The sequence below is a fragment of the Streptomyces sp. NPDC058685 genome (assembly GCF_042714725.1).
Taxonomy (GTDB): Bacteria; Actinomycetota; Actinomycetes; order Streptomycetales; family Streptomycetaceae; genus Streptomyces.
Window position 1 is genome coordinate 91,487 of sequence record NZ_JBHXSL010000008.1, and the last position, 17,669, is coordinate 109,155.

Genomic DNA, 17,669 nt, shown 5'->3' on the forward strand with positions numbered 1-17,669 from the left:
GCCCCCCGGGGGGGGTTGCCCCGGGGCCCGCCCCCGGGGGGGGTGCGGCGGGGGGGTGGGCGGGGGGGGGGGGGGGGCGGGCGCCCCCCCCCCGCCCCCGTGTGTCAGGCGGTCGGCGGTACGCCGGAGGGACGGCCCGCGCCCCGGGTCAGCGCGTATCCGGCGATCGCGCCGAGCGCACAGAGCAGCCCGCCCGCGACCGTCCAGATCCAGCGGTCCGACCACCAGCCGGAGGACCAGCCGTCCTCGGGCTCAGCGAAAACACCCGCCTGCTTCGGTTCGCCCGCCTCGTCGGCCGTCTTCGCGCCCGCCACCAGCGGAGCGGCGAGTGAGCCGTCCACGGCGGAGGCGCCGCCCACGTCGGACACGTCCGCACGGACCTCGGCGCGGACCGGCAGTCCGAGGTCCTCCTCGGGGAGCTCGGTCACGGTCAGACGGACGTAGTAACTGCCGGGCAGCGGATCGTTGTCCCACGGCTCAGCCCAGGAACGGACGGTCCGCAGCGTGCAGGACAGCTCCACGGTCGCCGCGTGCTTCGCGGCCGCCCGGGTCTGCATGCCGTACATACAGGCCTGGCGCCGGCGCAGCCCGTCGTACACATCGAGCCGCCAGGTGGACGAACCGGTCCGGGTCGCCGACTCGGGCAGGGTGACGGTGGCCTTCACCGTGGCCCGGTGGCCCGCGTCCGCCGGGAACACCCAGTACAGATAGTCGCCCGCCGACGCGGTGGCGGTGGCGGGCTGCCCCTGCTCGATCGCGGTGGCGTCACGGAAACCGGTACCGGCCTCGGTCGGCCCCGCCCCGCTCGCGCCGTCGCTCGGGGACGCCGACGGGTCATCGGCGAGGGCGGCACCCGCCGTACCGCTCAGTGCGGCTGCGGCGAGCAGCACAATCGTCAGTGCGCGTGCGATACGCATCAGTTGGTCCTCCAAACGGCGACGCGCCAGCGCGAGATCCAGCCCCACAGCACTCCGGCCAGCAGGCCCGTGAGCGCGAGGACGGCCAGGAGCCACCAGCCGCGGCCGAGACCGAAGGCGGCGACGTCGGACGACTCGTCGGGCGCGTCCACGATGTCGACGGTGAGCTCGACGGGCATACCGGGCGTGGTCTTCACCGCGGGGGCCGCGGCGAAGGCGTTGCTGACCTCCAGGCAGACGGACTCGGCGGCGGACTTGGAGTCGTCCGTGTCGTCGGCATCGTCGGATTCGGGCTTCGGATAGCGCAGGCCGGTGGAGATGACGTCGGTGCGTCCGTCACCCGCCTCCGAACCGCGGACGATCTCCCGGCCGTGCACGGTGACGGCACGCATGAGGACGCCGTAGTCGTTGTTGACGGCACGGTCGGCGCCGATGCTCACCGAGGCGCGCAGTTCCTGGCCGGGCAGCACGTCCACGCGGTACCAGCGGTGCTGGCCGAACGTCTCCCGGTCGCTGTAGAGACCGGGTTCGAGCCGCGGGGCCTTCGCGCACTGTGTCGCGCCCCGGGTGGCGACGGGGGTGACCACGGGCTCGGCCGCGCGGTCGACCAACTGGTTGACGCGGTCGGACAGTTCGTCGGTGTGCTGTACCGAGGTGTAGGTGCCGCCGGTGGCTTCCGCGATACAGCTGAGCTGATCGCGGGTCTTCGCGTCCGGGACCAGTCCCAGGGTGTCGATGACGAGGTGGATGCCCTTGGCCGCGATGTCGCGCGCGACCTCGCACGGGTCGAGCGGGGCGCAGGTGTCCTCGCCGTCCGTGATGAGCACGATCCGCCGGGTGCCGTCGCCGCCCTCGAGGTCGTCGGCCGCGCCGAGCAGCGCCGGACCGATGGGCGTCCAGCCGGTGGGGGCGAGGGTGGCGATCGCGGTCTTGGCCTCGGTCCGGTCGAGCGGCCCAACGGGGTAGAGCTGCTTGGTGTCCTTGCAGCCGACCTTTCTGTCCTTGCCGGGGTAGTCGGCCCCCAGGGTGCGTATGCCGAGCCGGACTTCGGCGGGCACGGCGTCCAGTACGTCGTTGAAGGCCTGCTTCGCCGCCGACATACGGGTCTGGCCGTCGATGTCGCGGGCACGCATCGAGCCGCTCACGTCGAGCACCAACTCGACCTTGGGAGCTGCCTCGGGGGACTTGTCCGCCGGTTCGTCGTCGGCGGCGGCGCCGGCCGGGAAGAGCCCGACGGCGAGGGCGGCGAGCAGGCCGCACGCCCCGGCCGCCAGCCGTTTTCTATTGATCATCAGCGGATCGTATTGATGATCTGCTGATGCTCCAAAACGGGCCGGTGGCAGGGGCGTCGGGCGGTGTGAACGTCAGACGGTGCGGTCGTCGGTGCGCGAGCGGCGGGCGTCAGGCCCCGGTTCGGACTCGGTCTCGGGGGGCCTGCGCCGCTCGGTGGGCTCGACGGTGTGCGTGGTCTCGGTGCGGGCCGCCTCGGCGCGGACCATGGCGCTGAGCGCGGCGAACGGATCGATGGGCATGGCTGTGCACCTCGCGTGGTGTGGGGGTGGTGGTGCGGATCAGTGCTGGGGGTCCTCAGCACGGTCAGCAGCGCAGCACCACGCAGCGCACGGCCGGTGGAACACATGGAGGCCCGTCCGGAAAGCGCTGGGGGCACCTGACGGCTCGTCCGCCGTGCCCCGCGCCGGCGTCGTCACCCGGCGGCCGCAGCGAGGCGCGGGCGCGGTTCGGCGCGGAGGACCCGGTGTCGCCCTCCTCGGGCTGGCCCGGGTTCGTCGGGTCGGCGGGCGCGGAGGCCGGCGGCCGGAGTTCGCCCGCCGCCACCGTCTGCGCCCCGGGTCCGAGGGACATGCCCAACAGGGCGAGGAGAGCCACCAGCGCTATCGGCGCAGCCCTGCGCGCCAGGGCGCGGAGGGCGACGGTGTACGGCGCGGGCTGGTTCATGGGGCGAGACCTTCCTGGACAGGCCTCCACTACCCCTGCGGGCCCGCGGCGCGGCCGTCGCGGCCGGAGATCCCCTCCACCGGGGGACGTCCGTTAGCCCGAATCCCGTACACGCCGGATCCGGACGGGTGCACCGGCCGGCCGCACGGACGGCTCCGCCGCCGCTCTCACACCCCGTGCGGCCGGATCACCGTCACGCCGCTGCCGGGCGCGGTGCCGAGCGACGCGAGCGCCTCCGGGACCGCGTCCAGACCGATCTCCTTCGTCACCAGGAGATCCGGGCGCAGCGCCCCGGACGCGACCATCGCCATCATCGCCGGGTAGTCGTGGGCGGCCATGCCGTGGCTGCCGAGGATCTCCAGCTCCAGCGGCACGACCCGGTCCATCGGGAGCCGTACGCCATCGGGCAGCAGGCCCACTTGGATGTGACGGCCCTGACGGCGAAGGCACTGGACCGAGTTCACGCACGTCACCTGGGAGCCGAGGGCGTCGAGCGAGAGGTGGGCGCCGCCTCCGGTCGCCGCACGGACGGTTTCGGCCACGCCGGCGGCCGTGGCGGAGCCGGTCGCGCCACCGTTCGGGGTGGCGCCGGTCGCTCCACCGTTCGGGGTGGCGCCGGTCGCTCCACCGTTCGGGACCGAGGCGTCGACGCCACCGGTCAGCGCGGAGGCGTCCACACAGACCTCGGCGCCGACCGCCCGCGCCAGGTCCAGAGCCGTCGGCGACACGTCGACGGCAACCACCCGTGCCCCGCACGCCGCGGCGATCATCACCGCGGACAGTCCCACCCCGCCGCAGCCGTGCACCGCGACCCACTCCCCCGCCCGCACCCGGCCCTGGCCCACCACCGCGCGGAAGGCGGTCGCGAACCGGCAGCCGAGACCGGCGGCGGTGGCGAAGGACATCGCATCGGGCAGGGCCACCAGATTGGTGTCGGCGTACCGGAGGGCCACGTACTGCGCGAACGACCCCCAGTGCGTGAACCCGGGCTGCTCCTGACGTTCGCACACCTGCTGCGCTCCCCGCGCGCACGCGGCGCAGCGGCCGCAGGCGCAGATGAAGGGCGCGGTGACACGGTCCCCCGGGCGCCAGTCGGTGACGTCGGCGCCGACCGACTCGACGACACCGGCCAGTTCGTGGCCGGGCACGTGCGGCAGCGTGATGTCGGCGTCGTGGCCCATCCAGCCGTGCCAGTCGCTGCGGCACAGCCCGGTCGCCTCGACGCGGATCACCGCGCCGTCCTCCGCGGGCGCCGGTGCGGGCACCTCCCGTACGGCGAGCGGCTTCCCGAACTCCTCGAACACGACAGCACGCACGCGGCACTCCCCACATCGGCACTCGCGGTGGACCCCACGGAGCGGCCCACGCTATCCGGGCGACGCCGTCCGGCCGAGGGGAGAGATCGGCACCTGCGGCCCCTCGGACTCGTTCAGCCAGCGCCGCAGGACCTCGTGCACCTGCTCCGCACCGATCAGTTCGGCGCCGCCGCTCACGGGCGGTGACAGCTCCAGCGGCGACAGCAGGAAGGGCTGGGACTGCTCGCCCCCGAGGCCGCCGTGGGAGCCGATCTGTGGCTCGAAGGCGTGGACGGTGCCCGTCTCGGGGTCGTACATCGAGTTGACCATGATGTCCGCGACGTGCGGGAAGGAGTCGGTACGGCGCACGGCATCGGCCGCACCGGCGCCGAACACCGCCAGCGGGCCGTCGTCGTCCAGCTCCGCGAGCGGGATCTCCACTCCGCCGGGGCCGAGGACCAGCGAGCCGTGCTTCTCGCTGCGCACCAGAAGAAACCCGACGCCCGGGTGGCCGGCGAGCGTCCGCAGCAGGGCGGGATGGCGGGCGTCGATCTCCTCCCGGCTGAGCCGCTCGGGCACGTCGGGGAAGGAGATCAGTGCGAGATTGCCGGAGGCCAGCACGATCGGTTCGGAGCTCGGTGCGGCGACTTCGTCCCCCTCCGCCAGTGGCCGGTGCAGAGCGGTGTGCAGGGTGTGGCGCGCCGCGTCCCGCGCTTCCGCGCCGCTCCTGGAGCGTTCGGCGCGCCGGGACACCGGCAGACCGCAGCCGGCCCGGACGAGGTCCTTGAGGGTGAGACCGTAGGCGCCCTCGAAGGTCTGGCCCGGGCTCTGACCGTGGTCGGACAGCAGCACGATCCGGTAGCCGCGCGGGGTGTGCTCGGAGACCTTGGCGATCAGGGCGAGCGAACGGTCGAGCCGCTCCAGGACCTGCATCGCGTCGCGGCTGTGCGGTCCCGAGTGATGGGCCACTTCGTCGTAGGCGACGAGGTCGGCGTAGACGGCGGTGCGCCCGGCGAGCATGTCCCCGAGTACCGCGGCGACGACGACGTCGCGTTCCACGACGGTCGCGAACGCCCGGATGAAGGGGTACAGACCGCCGCGGCCGATCCGCGGTGTGTCACCGCGCAGCCGGGCCCGCGTCGACTGGCGGATCTCGCGGACCACTTCGGCGAAGAAGGCGCCGGCCGTGCGGACGGCGTTGGCGGGGTCGGAGAAGTAGGCGAAGTACCCGGCCCGGGAGCGGTTCGCCTTGCCGCGCCTGGCCGCGATCGACAGCACCAGCGCGAGCTGGTCGGCGCCGCCGCTGAAGAGGTTGCCGCGGCTGGCTCCGTCGACGGTGAGCAGCCCGCCGTCGCCGGTGCGCTCGATGGCACGGCGCTGGAGCTCGGCCGCGCTGGCGGGCCGGTTGCTGACCATGACCCGGCCGGTGTCCTTCTCGTACCAGCGGAAGGCGGGGACGTCGTGGTTGCTGCCGTGCAGGATGGCGAGCTGGCTGGCGCCGGTCTGGCTGGACCAGTCCGTACGCCAGGGGGTCAGCCGGTGCGTCGTGGCGAGCCACTCGGCGACGGTCGGCATCACTCCGTCCTTGGCCGCGCGCTGGAGCACCTCGTGACCGACTCCGTCGAGCTGGAGGAAGACCGTGCCGTCGGCGGCGGTACGGCCGACGTCCTCACCGCGTCTTCGGCGGCGCCGGGTGGCGAGCCGGGAGAGCCGGCGCCGGTAGGCGTTGTCGTCGTGCACGGCGAGCGCCGTGGAGGTCGCCGAGGCGACGGCGGACATCACGGCGGCGACGAGGACCGCTGTCTCGGGGGCCGCCTCTCCGCCGCCGTCGGGGATCAGCCGGAGGGCGAGCAGCAGCAGGGAGCCGTTGAGGAAGAAGACCAACAGGCCGAGCAGGAGTGCCGGTACGAGCAGCAGCGCCCGTACCGCCACCGGCCACACCAGCGCGCTGAGCAGACCGAAGGCGCCCGCGCCCCAGGCGGCGGTCACCGCGGTACGGGTGATGCTCTCGCCGTCCTCGGACTGGAGCCGGAAGTCGGGCAGCAGCCCGGCGAGAGCCAGCATCGTCAGTGTGGAGACCATCCACACGGCGGCCACTCGCAGCAGGGTGCTCCCCGCCCTGCGCCATCGGCTTTCGACCACGCCGCTTCCACCTCACCCCTGGATCAGGTCTCCAGCGTGGCACAGCGACGGACATGATCCGCTCGCGCGTCCCCGCAGGCCGGGGCTGCGGGTCAGCGGCCGTTGTAGCCGGCGGTCGGCATGGAGAGCCTGCGATGGACGTCCGCCTTCATGGCCGCGTCGTAGACGGGCTCGTCCAGGCCCGCCGTCTCCAGCCGTACGCCACGGCGTTCGCACTCGGCGACGAAATCCCGCACCGACGTCAACGCCCGTTCCAGTACTCGGTCGTTGGGGGCGACGAAGAGGTCCACCTCGCCGGCGTCCACATCGGCCCACAGCCCGCAGTGGTCGTGCCGCAGCCCGTAGAACAGCAGCTGCCGGGTGACGACCCCGCCCTTGTCGGCGGCCCAGCGGGCGCACATCGCGTGCTGGCTGCGGGTGTCCACCAGGAACGGGTCGCTGTCGAGCTCCTCGAGGGGCGTCAGGCTGGCGATCGCCGCCACTCGTAAGGCATCCATCAACATCCCCCTGCGCTCCGCGGTCGCGCCGACCCTACTCCGACCGGACCGGCTCCAGGGAGCGCGCACAAAGGCGCATCAGAGGGCGCGACGGGAGCGGGCGGAGGGCTCGTGCGCCGGGACGCCCGGGCCTGCCGGGAACGACAGGCCATAGGCTCGTACGGGTACCCGCCCGCGAAACGGGCAGGGGTTCGCAGAACGGTCCTCGTGGTTCGCACAACGGGCCGACGTGGGCAGAAGGAGGCGCTGCGTGCCGGTGGAAGTCACCTGGTGGGGTCATGCCACCTGCACGGTCGAGGACTCCGGGGTCCGGGTGCTGACCGACCCGCTGTTCGTGCGCCGGCTCGCGCATCTGCGCAGGCGGCGCGGGGACGTGCCGCCGCCGGAGGCCGCCGTCGCCGACGCGGTCCTCGTCTCCCATCTGCACTCCGACCATCTGCACCTGCCGTCACTGGCCAGGATCGCGCCGGGCACCCCGCTGATCGTGCCGCGGGGCGCGAGCCGTTCCGTGCCGGGCCTGAAGCGCCTGCGGCTGCCGGTCACCGAGGTCCTCCCCGGTGACGAGGTGCCGGTGGGCGACGTGGTGGTGCGGGCGGTGCCCGCCCTGCACGACGGACGGCGGCTGCCGGTCGGGCCGCACCGGTCGCCCGCGCTCGGCTATGTGATCACCGGTGCGGCCCGTACGTACTTCGCCGGGGACACCGGACTCTTCGACTCGATGGCGGACGAGGTCGGTCCCGTCGACGTGGCCCTGCTGCCGGTCGGCGGCTGGGGTCCCTGTCTCGGGCAGGGGCATCTGGACGCGAGCCGGGCCGCCGAGGCGCTGGTCTCCCTCGCGCCGGGCGCCGCGGTGCCGGTCCACTACGGCACGTACTGGCCGATCGGGATGGACGGCGTCCGGCCGCACGAGTTCTACGCCCCGGGCGAGGAGTTCGTCCGCAAGTCGGCGCGGATCGCGCCGAAGGTGGCCGTGCACCGTCTCGGCCACGGCGAGCGGGTCAGACCGGAGGCGAGGCGGTGAGCTCGAAGGCCGCGGAGCTGTTCGGGCAGCTGTCGGATTTCGTGGCCCAGCTGCCGCCGGAGTCCACCCAGCAGGCCGTCACCTATCCCTCGTTGTTCCTGCTGGTGGCGCTGGGAGCCCTGGTGCCGGTGGTGCCGACGGGGGCGGTGGTCAGCTCCGCGGCGGTGGTGGCCTTCCATCAGACGTCGCCGCTGAGCCTGCTGTTCGTCTTCCTGGTGGCGTCGTTCGCCGCGTTCCTGGGTGATGTGACGCTGTACTGGCTCGGGCAGCGCGGCGTCCGGTCCAAGAACGGCTCGCGCTGGCTGGCCGCGCTCCGCGACCGCGCCGCGCCGGAACACCTCGAACAGGCGCAGACCAAGCTGGAGGACCACGGCGTGGCGGTCCTGGTGCTGTCGCGGCTGGTACCGGCCGGGCGCATCCCGGTGATGCTGGCCTGTCTGCTGGCCAAGATGCCGCTGCGCTCGTTCGTGCGGGGCGACATCCCGGCGTGCCTGGCGTGGGCGGCGACGTACCAGCTGATCGGGATACTCGGCGGCTCGCTGTTCGACGAACCGTGGAAGGGCGTGGTCGTCGCGGTGGCGCTGACGGTGGTGCTCAGCGGGGCGCCGCCGCTGTGGCGCCGGTGGCGCCGGAAGGGGCACCGGTCGGGCTCGTCGGGACAGCACGCGTAGGGAGAGCGGCGCACCGGTCGAACCACGGGCCGGCGGCGCGTCCCGCGGCGACGGCGACGGTTCCGTCAGCCCGCGGCCAGCACCCGCGACCCGCCGACCGGCAGGTCCCACAGCTGCTCGCGCGGCCGGCCGGTCCGCTCCCACGCGGCGCGCACCCGAAGGAGCGGTTCGAGGACCGGTTCCGCCGAGAGGACGAACGTCCCCCAGTGCATCGGGGCCATGTGCCGCGCACCGAGATCCTCGAAGGCACGCACGGCCTCCTCCGGATCGGTGTGCACATCGCTGAGCCACCAGCGCGGGGCGTAGGCGCCGATGGGCAGGAGCGCGAGATCGAGACCGGGGTGGCGGCGGCCGATCTCGCGGAACCAGTGGCCGTAGCCGGTGTCGCCGGCGAAGTACACGGACCGTCCCATCCGGTCGCCGAGCACCCAGCCGCCCCACAGCGAGCGGCAGGTGTCGACGAGCGTCCGCTTGGACCAGTGGTGGGCCGGTACGAAGTCGAAGCGGACGCCGTCCAGCTCCGCGCCCTCCCACCAGTCGAGCTCGGTCACCCGGGTGAAGAGCCGGCGGCGGAACCAGCGGCCGAGGCCGGCGGGGGCGAAGACCGGGGTGTGCCGCGGCAGTCTCTTCAGCGTCGGCGCGTCCAGATGGTCGAAGTGGTTGTGACTGATGACCACGGCGTCGACCGGCGGCAGGTCCTCCCAGCGCACCCCGACAGGTGTGACCCGGGCCGGGGTGCCGAAGATCCTGCGGGACCACACGGGGTCGGTCAGCACGGTGAGCCCGCCGATGCGCAGCACCCAACTGGCGTGTCCTGCCCAGGTGACGGCGACGGTGGTGGCGTCGACGGCGGGCAGCGGACCGGGTTCGAAGGGCAGCAGCGGGATGTCCTGGAGCCCGTCCCGGCCGGGGCGCACCGCGCCTTCACGGGCGAGTCGGGCCATGGCCCGCACCCCGGGCAGCGGAGTGGTCAGACGGTCGGCGAACGAGCGGGGCCAGTGACGGATCTCGCCGATCGGACGGGTCCGCGGACGCGGCCGTACGCCGCCGGTCGGTGACGCGGTGGGCTCCGAGGTGGTGAGGGCCGGTCCCGCCGCCCCCGTGCGGTCCGCCCCGGGCGTCTGGTCGGTCCGGTCCGCCTGTCCCGAGAGCTCCGCCTGTTCGGTCTGTTCCGTCATCCGGGACTCCGTTCAACGCAGTTCGTCGAAGGCCGTTCCAAGAATGCTCAATGCCCTGGATACGTGCGGCAATTCCAGGGGCGCCGGTGAGGTGAGGGACTCGTGACGCTGTTCGGGGCCGGTGCCCAGCAGCGGCCCGGCGGCCAGCCGCACCCGCAGCTCGCCCAGCTCGTCACCGAACCGGTGCCCGCCGGGCGCGGGTGACCCGAGACGGTCGCTCAGATACTCCTCGAGCTCCATCGAGTCGGTCACACCCAGCCGGGCGAGGGGGGCGCGCAGCGGGCCGAGGTCGGCGTAGAGATGCCGGCCGGCCCGCGGCGGGCGGGCGACCGCTCCGGAGACGAGCACGGCGTGGTGCATCGCGGTGGTCACCGCCCCGTACAGCCCGGCCGCCTGCTCCGACCTGGTGACGACGGGCCCGGGCTCGTCCAGCGCCAGGGCGGCGGCGGCCGCGACCGGTTCGGCCACCACGGCGCCGAGGGCGGTGAGGATGTCGAGGGTTCTGGCGCGCCGTGCGGCTCCCTGCTCCGTCGGGGGGAACCGGGCGACGGCGACCGGCCACGAGGCGGGCATCAGCCCGCCGGCGAGATCGCTGAGGACGGTGACCTCGCCCGGGCACATCTCCGCAGGGCTCACCAGCACGGTCTCGTGCGGCCGGTGAAGGGTGTCCCGCCAGGTCTCGTCGCTGATGATGAGCAGGCCCTCGGCGACCGCCGCCTCACAGGCCTCGCGCACGAGCTCGGGCGGCGCCACCGTCGCGGTGGGGTCGTCGGCGACGGAGAGCAGCAGCAGCCCCGGTTCGCCACCCTCCGCGCGCACCCGGCGCACGGTCTCCAGCAGCGCGTACGGGTCGGGTACGCCGCCGCACTCCGCCGGGGTCGGTACGTGGTACGCGGGCCGGCCGAGGAGCCGGGCCTGCGGGGTCCACCAGGCGGGGCAGGGACGGGGCAGCAGCACGTCCCCTCGGTGGGCGGCGATGAGGGCGAACAGCAGGGGCTGGGGACCGGAGGCGGCGACGACCTCGTCGGACCGGCTGCGCAGCCCGCGCCGCGACCAGTAGCCGCAGGCCGCTTCCCGCAGCTCGGGGCCGCCGCCCGGCGGCTCGCCCACGGGCCGTGCGGCCGCGGCGGCGGTCGCCTCGGCGAGCTCCGGCAGGACGGGGAGTCCCGGTTCGGGCGCCGGCGGTCCGTAGCGGACAGGTCCGCGGCCTTCCGGGTCCGTCCGCTGCATGCCGCCGCCTCCGCCGTTCGTGTCCCGAGGGCCCGCCCGGCCCACGAGCCCTTTATACGGAGGTTTGCCCGAGCCCGCCGCGCGGGAGAACCGGTCCGCGCGAACGCGGCGGGGCGTCGGACAACCGTGGGGCGTCAGACAACGGAGACGGGATGGCGGACCACCGCATCGAAGAGATAGCCCTGAGTGTTGTGGACGGACCGCACCGGCTGGGTGTTGCCCGCGCGGTCCGTCGTACGGGCCAGCAGTTCGGCCGGGCCGGTGCCGTGCGGCCTCCAGTCGGCGGTCCAGCGGACCCAGCCGTTGCGCCGTGGGGTGTCGCGCAGCCGCGTCCGGCGCCAGTGGCTTCCGCCGTCGGTGCTGATCTCGACCTCGCGCACCGGGGCGGCGGCCGACCAGGCTCGGCCGGTCAGCCGATGGGTCCGGCCCGCTTCGAGGGGCGCGCCGAAGGGCAGCTCGATGGCGCTCTTGATCGTCTGGCGAGCGAGCGGAGCACTTCCGCCGGGCGGGTGCGCCGGCCCGAAGAGGCGGTAGAAGTCCGTGTTCCACGGTGAGGCGAGCGGGGTGTCGCTGACCTCGATGTCCCCCAGCCACTTGACCGAGGCGATCCCGATCCAGGAGGGCACGATCACGCGGACGGGGAAGCCGTGGTCGTACGGCAGGGGTTCACCGTTCATCTCGTACGCGAGGATGACGTCGTCGAGCGCCTTGGAAAGCGGCAGCGGGCGCCGCACGTGGCCCAGGTCGACGCCGTTGCTGACGAACGGGTCGTCCAGGCCGCGCGGCATCACGTCCACCGCGGACGAGGAGACACCGGCGCGGTGCAGGACGTCCCGCAGCCGGACCCCGCGCCAGCGCGCAGCGCCGATGGCTCCGAGCGTCCAGGCGGTTCCGGTGACCGTCTCGCCCTGCTGGGTGGTGTAGAAACTGCGGCCGTTGCCCGCGCACTCGACGACCGCGGTCCGGGTGACCGAGGGCAGGGACCGGAGCCGGCCGTAGCTGAAGTCGACCGGGCGGCGGCCGTGCAGTCCGCTCCCCCAGACCGTCAGCTTCCAGTCGCTCTCCGCGATCCGCGGGGTGGAGGTGTGGTTGCGGACGAAGAAGTGGTCGGCGGGGGTCAGCAGCCCGGTGGCGCGCAGCGCCGCGGGGTTGGTCTCGGCGTTGGTGCCGCGCACGGTGAAGATCTCCGGCGGGAGCGGCTTGAGAATGCCGGGGGCGGCAGGGCCCGCGGGGGCGGCCGCGGCGGGGGCGACGACCGGCAGGTGGGCCGCGGCGGGTACGGCGGCGAACAGTCTCAGCAGGTCACGACGGTTCAGGGCAGATGTCACCACAAACTCCTCGAAATCGGGAAGACGTCAGAGACAGGCGTACGGGTGGGGCGGAACGCCGGTGAGGCGGAGAAGGCGCGAAGGCCGGGGGAAGCCGGGAGGTGCGTCCGAGATCAACAGGGACAGGAGGACCGCGGGCGGCGCGAAGAAGCGGCCGGGAGCGCGCGGTTGTGCCTGTCGACGACCATGCCCCTGATCGTAGGCGCTGAAAGGCCCCGCGCCGGGGTGTTCACGGATGCCGGAGGGACAGGTGCCCGATGCCGGACGTTCAGCGTGGCGAGCGCGCCCACGGGGTACCCGCGACCCATGTCTGACGCGCGTACACAGGTGAACCCGCAGCTCCGGGACAGAATCTCGGCGCTGTTCAGCAGCTGGGACCGGCAGATCTTCAGCACGGTCGCCGCCCGGGAGTGGCCGGGTGCCGAGCCGGTGCTGCCACGGCTGAGCCGCAGCGCCAACCACGGACTGCTCTGGTTCGGTGCGGCGGCCGGGATGGTGGCGCTGGGGCGCAGCCCCCGCTCCCGCCGGGCGGCCGTACGCGGTGTGGCGTCCCTGGCACTGGCCTCGGCCACCATCAACACGGTCGCGAAGCGGTCGGTGCGCAGGGCGCGGCCGATGCTCGACGCTGTGCCGGTGATACGGCAGCTGAAGCGGCAGCCCTTCACGACGTCCTTCCCGTCCGGGCACGCCGCCTCGGCGGCCGCCTTCGCGACCGGTGTCGCCCTGGAGTCCAAGAGCTGGGGCGCGATCATCGCCCCCGCGGCGGCCTCGGTGGCCTTCTCCCGTGTCTACACGGGCGTGCACTACCCGAGCGACGTCCTGGTGGGGGCGGCGCTGGGCGTGGGAGCGGCCTTCGCCGTCCGCGGCGTGGTGCCGACCAGGTCCCAGCTGCCGCCCCCCGGCCGGCCGCAGACCAGCGCGCCCGTGCTGCCCGGCGGCGACGGCCTGGTGGTCGTGGTCAACCGGCAGTCGGGATCGGCGGATTCCTCGCACCTGCTGCACGAGGCGCTGCCGATGGCCGAGGTCGTGGAGTGCGAGCCGGAGGATCTGCACGCGGAGCTGGAGAAGGCGGCCGGACGCGGCCGGGCGCTGGGCATCTTCGGCGGCGACGGCACCATCAACCGGGCGGCGGTCGTGGCCGCGCACCGCGGTGTGCCGTTGGCGGTCTTCCCCGGCGGTACGTTCAACCACTTCGCGTACGACCTCGGCATCGAGTCCGTGCACGACACGTGCCGGGCGCTCGCGGGCGGCGAGGCCGTCAAGGTCGACCTCGGCCGCTTCACACCCGGCCCGCCCGCCGCCGAGGGCAAGGAGCGCTCCGGATACTTCCTCAACACCTTCAGCCTGGGCGTCTACCCGGAACTGGTCCGCATCCGCGAGCACTGGTCACCGCGGATCGGCGGCTGGCCGGCGGGCGTTCTGGCGGCGCTGGTCGTCCTGCGCGGTGAGCATCCGCTGGAGGCCGACGTCCAGGGCCGCCGGCGCCCGATGTGGCTGCTCTTCGCGGGCAACGGCATGTACCAGCGCATGGGGCCGACGCCCGGACACCGGCAGGATCTCGCCGACGGACTGCTGGACGTGCGCGTCGTGCACGGCGGCCGGTGGCCGGGCGTGCGGCTGCTGGCGGCGGCACTCGCGGGACCGCTGAGCCGGTCACCGGTGCACGCGGCCCAGAAGCTGCGCAGGGTCCGCATCACGGGCCTGGCGCCGGGCACTCCACTGGCGTTCGACGGTGAAGTGACCGAGGCACCCGGCGAGTTGGTCATCGACAAGGCGGCGGAGGCGCTCACGGTCTACCGGCCGCAGGCGCTTCTGTGACGTCGGACGGGCAGGGACTCACTTCGGGGAGCCCGCATTCGGCGGCGCGTCGTCAGAACCCGGCGGCGCGTCGTCAGAAACCGGCGGCACCACGTCAGAACAGGGCGCCGCCTCGTCAGAACCCGGCGGCGCTTCGGGCGCGGCGGGGAGCTCCCGACCCAGGCGGGCGAGCGGGGACACTGCCATCACGACCGGGGACAGCAGCATGCCCGCGGCCGTCACCAGCAGGCTGGTGCGCAGTCCCCACTCCTGCGCGAGGAATCCGCCGAGCAGAGAACCGAGCGGGGTCAGCCCCATGCCGACGAACGTGATCGTCGCAGCCGCGCGGCCCTGCATCCCGGCGGGGGTGACGGCCTGCCGGACGGCCATGACCGTGACGTTCACCAACTGACCGCCGAGCCCGAACACGAAGCCGGCCGCGAGGAGCACGGGAACCGTCACCACGGAGGAGCCGCGCAGCGCGGGCACGCACAGGAACACGCCGTCGCCGAGGGCCGCCGCGCACACGAGCACGGCACCGTGGCCGAACCGGCGCGGCAGACGGGCGGCCAGCAGCGAGCCGAGGAGCGCGCCCGGCCCTGCCGCCGCGAGTGCCAGCCCTACGACGGTGCCGGACAGGTGCAGTTCCCGCGGCAGGTAGAGCAGATAGACGGTCATCATGGCCGCGAAGGAGAACTGGAAGGCGGCCGAGGCCAGACACACGGTCCGCAGTGCGGTGTCGCCGGCGACGAAACGCACGCCCTCATGGATCCGCCGCCAGACCGGAGGCGGTCGCTCCGCGCGTTCCGGGACGCGTTCGGAGCGGCGGATCCGCCGGATCGACAGGAACGACAGCGTGAAGAACAGCGCGTTGGAAGCGGTGGCCAGAGGTGCCGACAGCAGGGTCACCAACGCACCGCCCAGAGCGGGGCCGCCGATCTGCGCCGCGGAACGGCTCCCCTCCAGCGCGCTGTTGCCTCGCACCAGTCGGTCGCGTTCCACCAGTCGTACGAGAGACGCCTGGTAGGCCACGTCGAAGAACACGGACAGGCTTCCGACGGCGAAGGCGAGCAACAGCAGCGCGGGCAGACCGAGCGCGCCGAAGAGGCCGGCCACGGCGGCGGCGCCCAGGACCAGGGCCCGGCCGACGTCCGTGAGCACCATCGTCGTACGGGTCCGCCAACTGTCGACCCACGCGCCGACGAAGAGCGAGAGCAGCAGGATCGGCGCCTGCCCCACCGCGCGAAGGGCGCCCAGTTGGCCGGCACTGGCGTCGAGCGTCAGGACGGCGAAGAGTGGCAGGACCACCAGATTCGCGTGTTCGCCGAGCTGGGAGGCTGTCTGCCCCATCCAGAGTCTGCGGAAGTCGGCGTCCCGCCACAGGCTCGACGGTGCAGGCCGGCCGGAATCGGATACGGCGCAGGATGCGGACGGCACGGGAATCCCTCGGGTTGCCGACAACGAGGCCCGTCACCCGGCGCGTCTCAGGCGCACCGGTTCGGGCAGGGGAAGGCTCGCTGTGCCGCAACGTCAAGGGCAGCACGCGATGACAGGCCGGTCACGGCCTACAACGTCAACGCGCGCTCGGACGACCGGGCATCTCTGGCTCCTCGTGGGTGGCTCGCTGCGCCGGAACCCTAGCCTTCCCGAGCCCGACGCGAAAGGCGATTTCCCTCGCCCACCTGGATACGGGTGAGGGGCGTCCACCGCGGTGGACGCCCCTCACCTGTCCGCACACTCCCCTTGCCGGGTCGGGGACTTGCCCTTCCCGGACCTACTCCTTCTCGCGTGCGTGCGGCACGGCCGGCGGCGTGACGGGCGGCGGGCGGACCGGGCTCCCGGCGGGCGGTACGACCGGGGGCGCCTCCGGCATGGGCGGCTCCTCGACCACCGCCGGGGTTCCGGTCGTGCCGGCGACGGCCGCACCCGGCCCCGGCTTCGCGGCGCGCTTCATCATCTCGGCCGCGGCCAGCAGCAGGACGGCGACGATCAGGGCGGCCGCCCAGCCGGGTATCACGAGGGCGAGGGCGAGGACGGCGCAGGCGACGACCGCCGCACCGCCGTAGAGACCGGCGGCACTGGCGCCCGCGTACATACGGGCGGCGTGCCGCTGCTTCCTGGTCTGCTCGCGCAACTCGTCCTTGATGGCGTCCCGGACGACCTGCGCCACATTCTGAGCCGCAAGATCCGACAGGTTCGTGTCCATGGGGCGCGGGTACCCGGCGGCCTCGGCGCCTAACGCCCACGCCCGGTCCGCGTCCATCATGCAAGACGCAGGTCTCAATATGCGGCGAAGCGTCCTAGGCTGTTCTCATCATCCGGGGCAGTTCGCACCAGAGGAGATCCGGCCATGCCGCAGGAGACCGCCGTCTACACCCACGGTCACCACGAGTCCGTACTGCGCTCGCACACCTGGCGCACCGCGGCCAACTCGGCCGCCTACCTCCTGGAAGAGCTCCGGCCCGGCATGCGGATCCTCGACATCGGCTGCGGCCCGGGGACCATCACCGCCGATCTGGCGGCCCTGGTCCCCGAGGGCCGTGTCACGGGTGTGGACCTGGCCGCGGACATCGTCGGAAAGGCCCGTGAGCTGGCTGCCGAACGCGGCCTGGACAACACGGACTTCACCGTCGCCGACGTCCACGCACTGGACTTCCCGGACGACTCGTTCGACGTCGTCCATGCCCATCAGGTGCTTCAGCACGTCGGCGATCCGGTCCAGGCGCTGCGCGAGATGCGCCGGGTCTGCCGCCCCGGCGGCACGGTCGCCGCGCGCGACAGCGACTACGGCACGTTCACCTGGTTCCCCGAGACGCCTGTGCTGGAGGAGTGGCTGGACCTCTACCGTCGGGTCGCGCGAGCCAACGGCGGTGAGCCCGACGCCGGTCGGCAGCTGCTGTCCTGGACACGCGCCGCCGGCTTCGACGAGGTCACCGTCACCGCCTCGGCATGGTGTTTCGCCGGAGCGCACGACCGGACCTGGTGGAGCGGGCTGTGGGCGGACCGTACGACGGCATCGGTGTACGCCGAACTCGCCGTCGACGGCGGTCACACCACCGCCGACCGGCTGAAGGCCATCGCCGAGGGGTGGCGCGCGTGGGGTTCGCACGAGGACGCCTGCTTCCTGGTGCCGCACGCCGAGGTGCTCTGCCGGGCCTGAACGCCCCGTGTGGACCAACGCCCCCGCCGCAGGCACGACCGGCGCCGCGGATCTTCGCATCACGCCCTCAATCGGGCATCCGATTCCGCCTCCCCGCCCCCTTTACTAGGCTCTGCGTATGGAGATCCTGGGAACCACGCTGCGCATCTGCGTCGACGATCTGGAGGCCGCGGCGGCCTTCTACCAACGCCTCACCGGCACCGAGCCGATGCGCTTCGAGCGTGGCGGTGTCTCGGTGGCGGCCGTCGGCTGCTTCCTGCTGATGAGCGGCCCCGAGTCGGAGCTCGAAGTGCTGCGCAAGGTGACGGCGACGATCGCGGTCGCCGATGTGGACGACGCGTACGCCACCCTCTCCCAGGTCGGCGCTCAGGTCGTGGCGGGACCGGTCCCGACCCCCGCGGGCCGCAATCTGATCGCCGTTCACCCCGACGGCTCGGTCTTCGAGTACGTCGACCGCAAGGCGGTCTGAGCACCGGC

Annotated in this window: 17 protein-coding genes; 5 read left to right on the forward strand and 12 right to left on the reverse strand. The window is 73.4% G+C overall.

The window, feature by feature from the left end; translation table 11 throughout:
- Positions 1 to 104: 104 nt before the first annotated feature.
- The 7 genes from ACFWU3_RS09995 to ACFWU3_RS10025 form a co-directional block, all read right to left on the reverse strand.
- Positions 105 to 917, reverse strand: coding sequence for a hypothetical protein (locus ACFWU3_RS09995; protein ID WP_384433885.1), 813 nt, complete (start codon positions 915 to 917; stop codon positions 105 to 107).
- Positions 917 to 2,209, reverse strand: a complete 1,293-nt coding sequence (locus ACFWU3_RS10000; protein WP_384433888.1) for a VWA domain-containing protein — start codon at positions 2,207 to 2,209, stop codon at positions 917 to 919. Before ACFWU3_RS10000 ends, ACFWU3_RS09995 begins: the two co-directional genes overlap by 1 nt.
- A gap of 72 nt (positions 2,210 to 2,281) precedes the next feature.
- Positions 2,282 to 2,449, reverse strand: a complete 168-nt coding sequence (locus ACFWU3_RS10005) for a hypothetical protein (RefSeq protein WP_384433891.1) — start codon at positions 2,447 to 2,449, stop codon at positions 2,282 to 2,284.
- A gap of 64 nt (positions 2,450 to 2,513) precedes the next feature.
- The gene (locus ACFWU3_RS10010) at positions 2,514 to 2,873 is read right to left on the reverse strand and encodes a hypothetical protein (protein WP_384433894.1); all 360 of its coding nucleotides are present in this window, start codon (positions 2,871 to 2,873) and stop codon (positions 2,514 to 2,516) included.
- Between the two features lie 167 nt (positions 2,874 to 3,040).
- Positions 3,041 to 4,189, reverse strand: coding sequence for a zinc-dependent alcohol dehydrogenase family protein (locus ACFWU3_RS10015; protein WP_384433897.1), 1,149 nt, complete (start codon positions 4,187 to 4,189; stop codon positions 3,041 to 3,043).
- 51 nt (positions 4,190 to 4,240) lie between these two features.
- Positions 4,241 to 6,310, reverse strand: coding sequence for an alkaline phosphatase family protein (locus ACFWU3_RS10020; RefSeq protein WP_384433900.1), 2,070 nt, complete (start codon positions 6,308 to 6,310; stop codon positions 4,241 to 4,243).
- A 92-nt stretch (positions 6,311 to 6,402) separates the two neighbouring features.
- The gene (locus ACFWU3_RS10025; protein WP_384433902.1) at positions 6,403 to 6,807 is read right to left on the reverse strand and encodes a hypothetical protein; all 405 of its coding nucleotides are present in this window, start codon (positions 6,805 to 6,807) and stop codon (positions 6,403 to 6,405) included.
- Between the two features lie 250 nt (positions 6,808 to 7,057).
- Between ACFWU3_RS10025 and ACFWU3_RS10030 the strand changes: the two genes are divergently transcribed.
- The gene (locus tag ACFWU3_RS10030; RefSeq protein ID WP_384433905.1) at positions 7,058 to 7,828 is read left to right on the forward strand and encodes an MBL fold metallo-hydrolase; all 771 of its coding nucleotides are present in this window, start codon (positions 7,058 to 7,060) and stop codon (positions 7,826 to 7,828) included.
- Entirely contained in the window at positions 7,825 to 8,499 is a 675-nt protein-coding gene (locus tag ACFWU3_RS10035; RefSeq protein ID WP_384433907.1) for a DedA family protein, read from the forward strand. Before ACFWU3_RS10030 ends, ACFWU3_RS10035 begins: the two co-directional genes overlap by 4 nt.
- Before the next feature lie 65 nt (positions 8,500 to 8,564).
- Here the strand turns inward: ACFWU3_RS10035 and ACFWU3_RS10040 are convergent, their stop codons facing one another.
- From ACFWU3_RS10040 to ACFWU3_RS10050, 3 genes are all read right to left on the reverse strand, one after another.
- Positions 8,565 to 9,677, reverse strand: coding sequence for an MBL fold metallo-hydrolase (locus ACFWU3_RS10040; protein ID WP_384433910.1), 1,113 nt, complete (start codon positions 9,675 to 9,677; stop codon positions 8,565 to 8,567).
- Positions 9,678 to 9,689: 12 nt separating this feature from the next.
- Positions 9,690 to 10,907, reverse strand: a complete 1,218-nt coding sequence (locus ACFWU3_RS10045; RefSeq protein WP_384433913.1) for an aminotransferase class I/II-fold pyridoxal phosphate-dependent enzyme — start codon at positions 10,905 to 10,907, stop codon at positions 9,690 to 9,692.
- A gap of 134 nt (positions 10,908 to 11,041) precedes the next feature.
- Positions 11,042 to 12,235 carry a sulfite oxidase gene (locus tag ACFWU3_RS10050; RefSeq protein ID WP_384433916.1) on the reverse strand — a complete coding sequence of 398 codons (1,194 nt, stop codon included), beginning with the start codon at positions 12,233 to 12,235 and terminating at the stop codon, positions 11,042 to 11,044.
- Between the two features lie 306 nt (positions 12,236 to 12,541).
- On the opposite strand from ACFWU3_RS10050, the gene ACFWU3_RS10055 reads away from it, so the two are divergent.
- The gene (locus tag ACFWU3_RS10055; protein ID WP_384433919.1) at positions 12,542 to 14,053 is read left to right on the forward strand and encodes a bifunctional phosphatase PAP2/diacylglycerol kinase family protein; all 1,512 of its coding nucleotides are present in this window, start codon (positions 12,542 to 12,544) and stop codon (positions 14,051 to 14,053) included.
- A gap of 18 nt (positions 14,054 to 14,071) precedes the next feature.
- Here the strand turns inward: ACFWU3_RS10055 and ACFWU3_RS10060 are convergent, their stop codons facing one another.
- Entirely contained in the window at positions 14,072 to 15,469 is a 1,398-nt protein-coding gene (locus ACFWU3_RS10060) for an MFS transporter (RefSeq protein ID WP_384433922.1), read from the reverse strand.
- A 337-nt stretch (positions 15,470 to 15,806) separates the two neighbouring features.
- Complete coding sequence (locus ACFWU3_RS10065) at positions 15,807 to 16,238, reverse strand: phage holin family protein (RefSeq protein ID WP_384433925.1); 432 nt, start codon at positions 16,236 to 16,238, stop codon at positions 15,807 to 15,809.
- Positions 16,239 to 16,382: 144 nt separating this feature from the next.
- Between ACFWU3_RS10065 and ACFWU3_RS10070 the strand changes: the two genes are divergently transcribed.
- Together ACFWU3_RS10070 and ACFWU3_RS10075 are read left to right on the forward strand one after the other, a co-directional pair.
- The gene (locus ACFWU3_RS10070) at positions 16,383 to 17,192 is read left to right on the forward strand and encodes a methyltransferase domain-containing protein (RefSeq protein ID WP_384433928.1); all 810 of its coding nucleotides are present in this window, start codon (positions 16,383 to 16,385) and stop codon (positions 17,190 to 17,192) included.
- A gap of 118 nt (positions 17,193 to 17,310) precedes the next feature.
- On the forward strand, positions 17,311 to 17,661 hold the full coding sequence (locus tag ACFWU3_RS10075) for a VOC family protein (protein WP_327678709.1): 351 nt from the start codon (positions 17,311 to 17,313) through the stop codon (positions 17,659 to 17,661).
- Positions 17,662 to 17,669 lie beyond the last annotated feature (8 nt).

What these genes read in the sequence shown, in the direction of transcription:
- ACFWU3_RS10000 (WP_384433888.1), bottom strand. Translation starts at nt 2,209, where the DNA reads ATGATCAATAGAAAACGGCTGGCGGCCGGGGCGTGCGGCCTGCTCGCC.
- ACFWU3_RS10045 (WP_384433913.1), bottom strand. Translation starts at nt 10,907, where the DNA reads ATGCAGCGGACGGACCCGGAAGGCCGCGGACCTGTCCGCTACGGACCG.
- ACFWU3_RS09995 (WP_384433885.1), bottom strand. Translation starts at nt 917, where the DNA reads ATGCGTATCGCACGCGCACTGACGATTGTGCTGCTCGCCGCAGCCGCA.
- ACFWU3_RS10065 (WP_384433925.1), bottom strand. Translation starts at nt 16,238, where the DNA reads ATGGACACGAACCTGTCGGATCTTGCGGCTCAGAATGTGGCGCAGGTC.
- ACFWU3_RS10005 (WP_384433891.1), bottom strand. Translation starts at nt 2,449, where the DNA reads ATGCCCATCGATCCGTTCGCCGCGCTCAGCGCCATGGTCCGCGCCGAG.
- ACFWU3_RS10075 (WP_327678709.1), top strand. Translation starts at nt 17,311, where the DNA reads ATGGAGATCCTGGGAACCACGCTGCGCATCTGCGTCGACGATCTGGAG.
- ACFWU3_RS10010 (WP_384433894.1), bottom strand. Translation starts at nt 2,873, where the DNA reads ATGAACCAGCCCGCGCCGTACACCGTCGCCCTCCGCGCCCTGGCGCGC.
- ACFWU3_RS10040 (WP_384433910.1), bottom strand. Translation starts at nt 9,677, where the DNA reads ATGACGGAACAGACCGAACAGGCGGAGCTCTCGGGACAGGCGGACCGG.
- ACFWU3_RS10055 (WP_384433919.1), top strand. Translation starts at nt 12,542, where the DNA reads ATGTCTGACGCGCGTACACAGGTGAACCCGCAGCTCCGGGACAGAATC.
- ACFWU3_RS10070 (WP_384433928.1), top strand. Translation starts at nt 16,383, where the DNA reads ATGCCGCAGGAGACCGCCGTCTACACCCACGGTCACCACGAGTCCGTA.
- ACFWU3_RS10025 (WP_384433902.1), bottom strand. Translation starts at nt 6,807, where the DNA reads ATGGATGCCTTACGAGTGGCGGCGATCGCCAGCCTGACGCCCCTCGAG.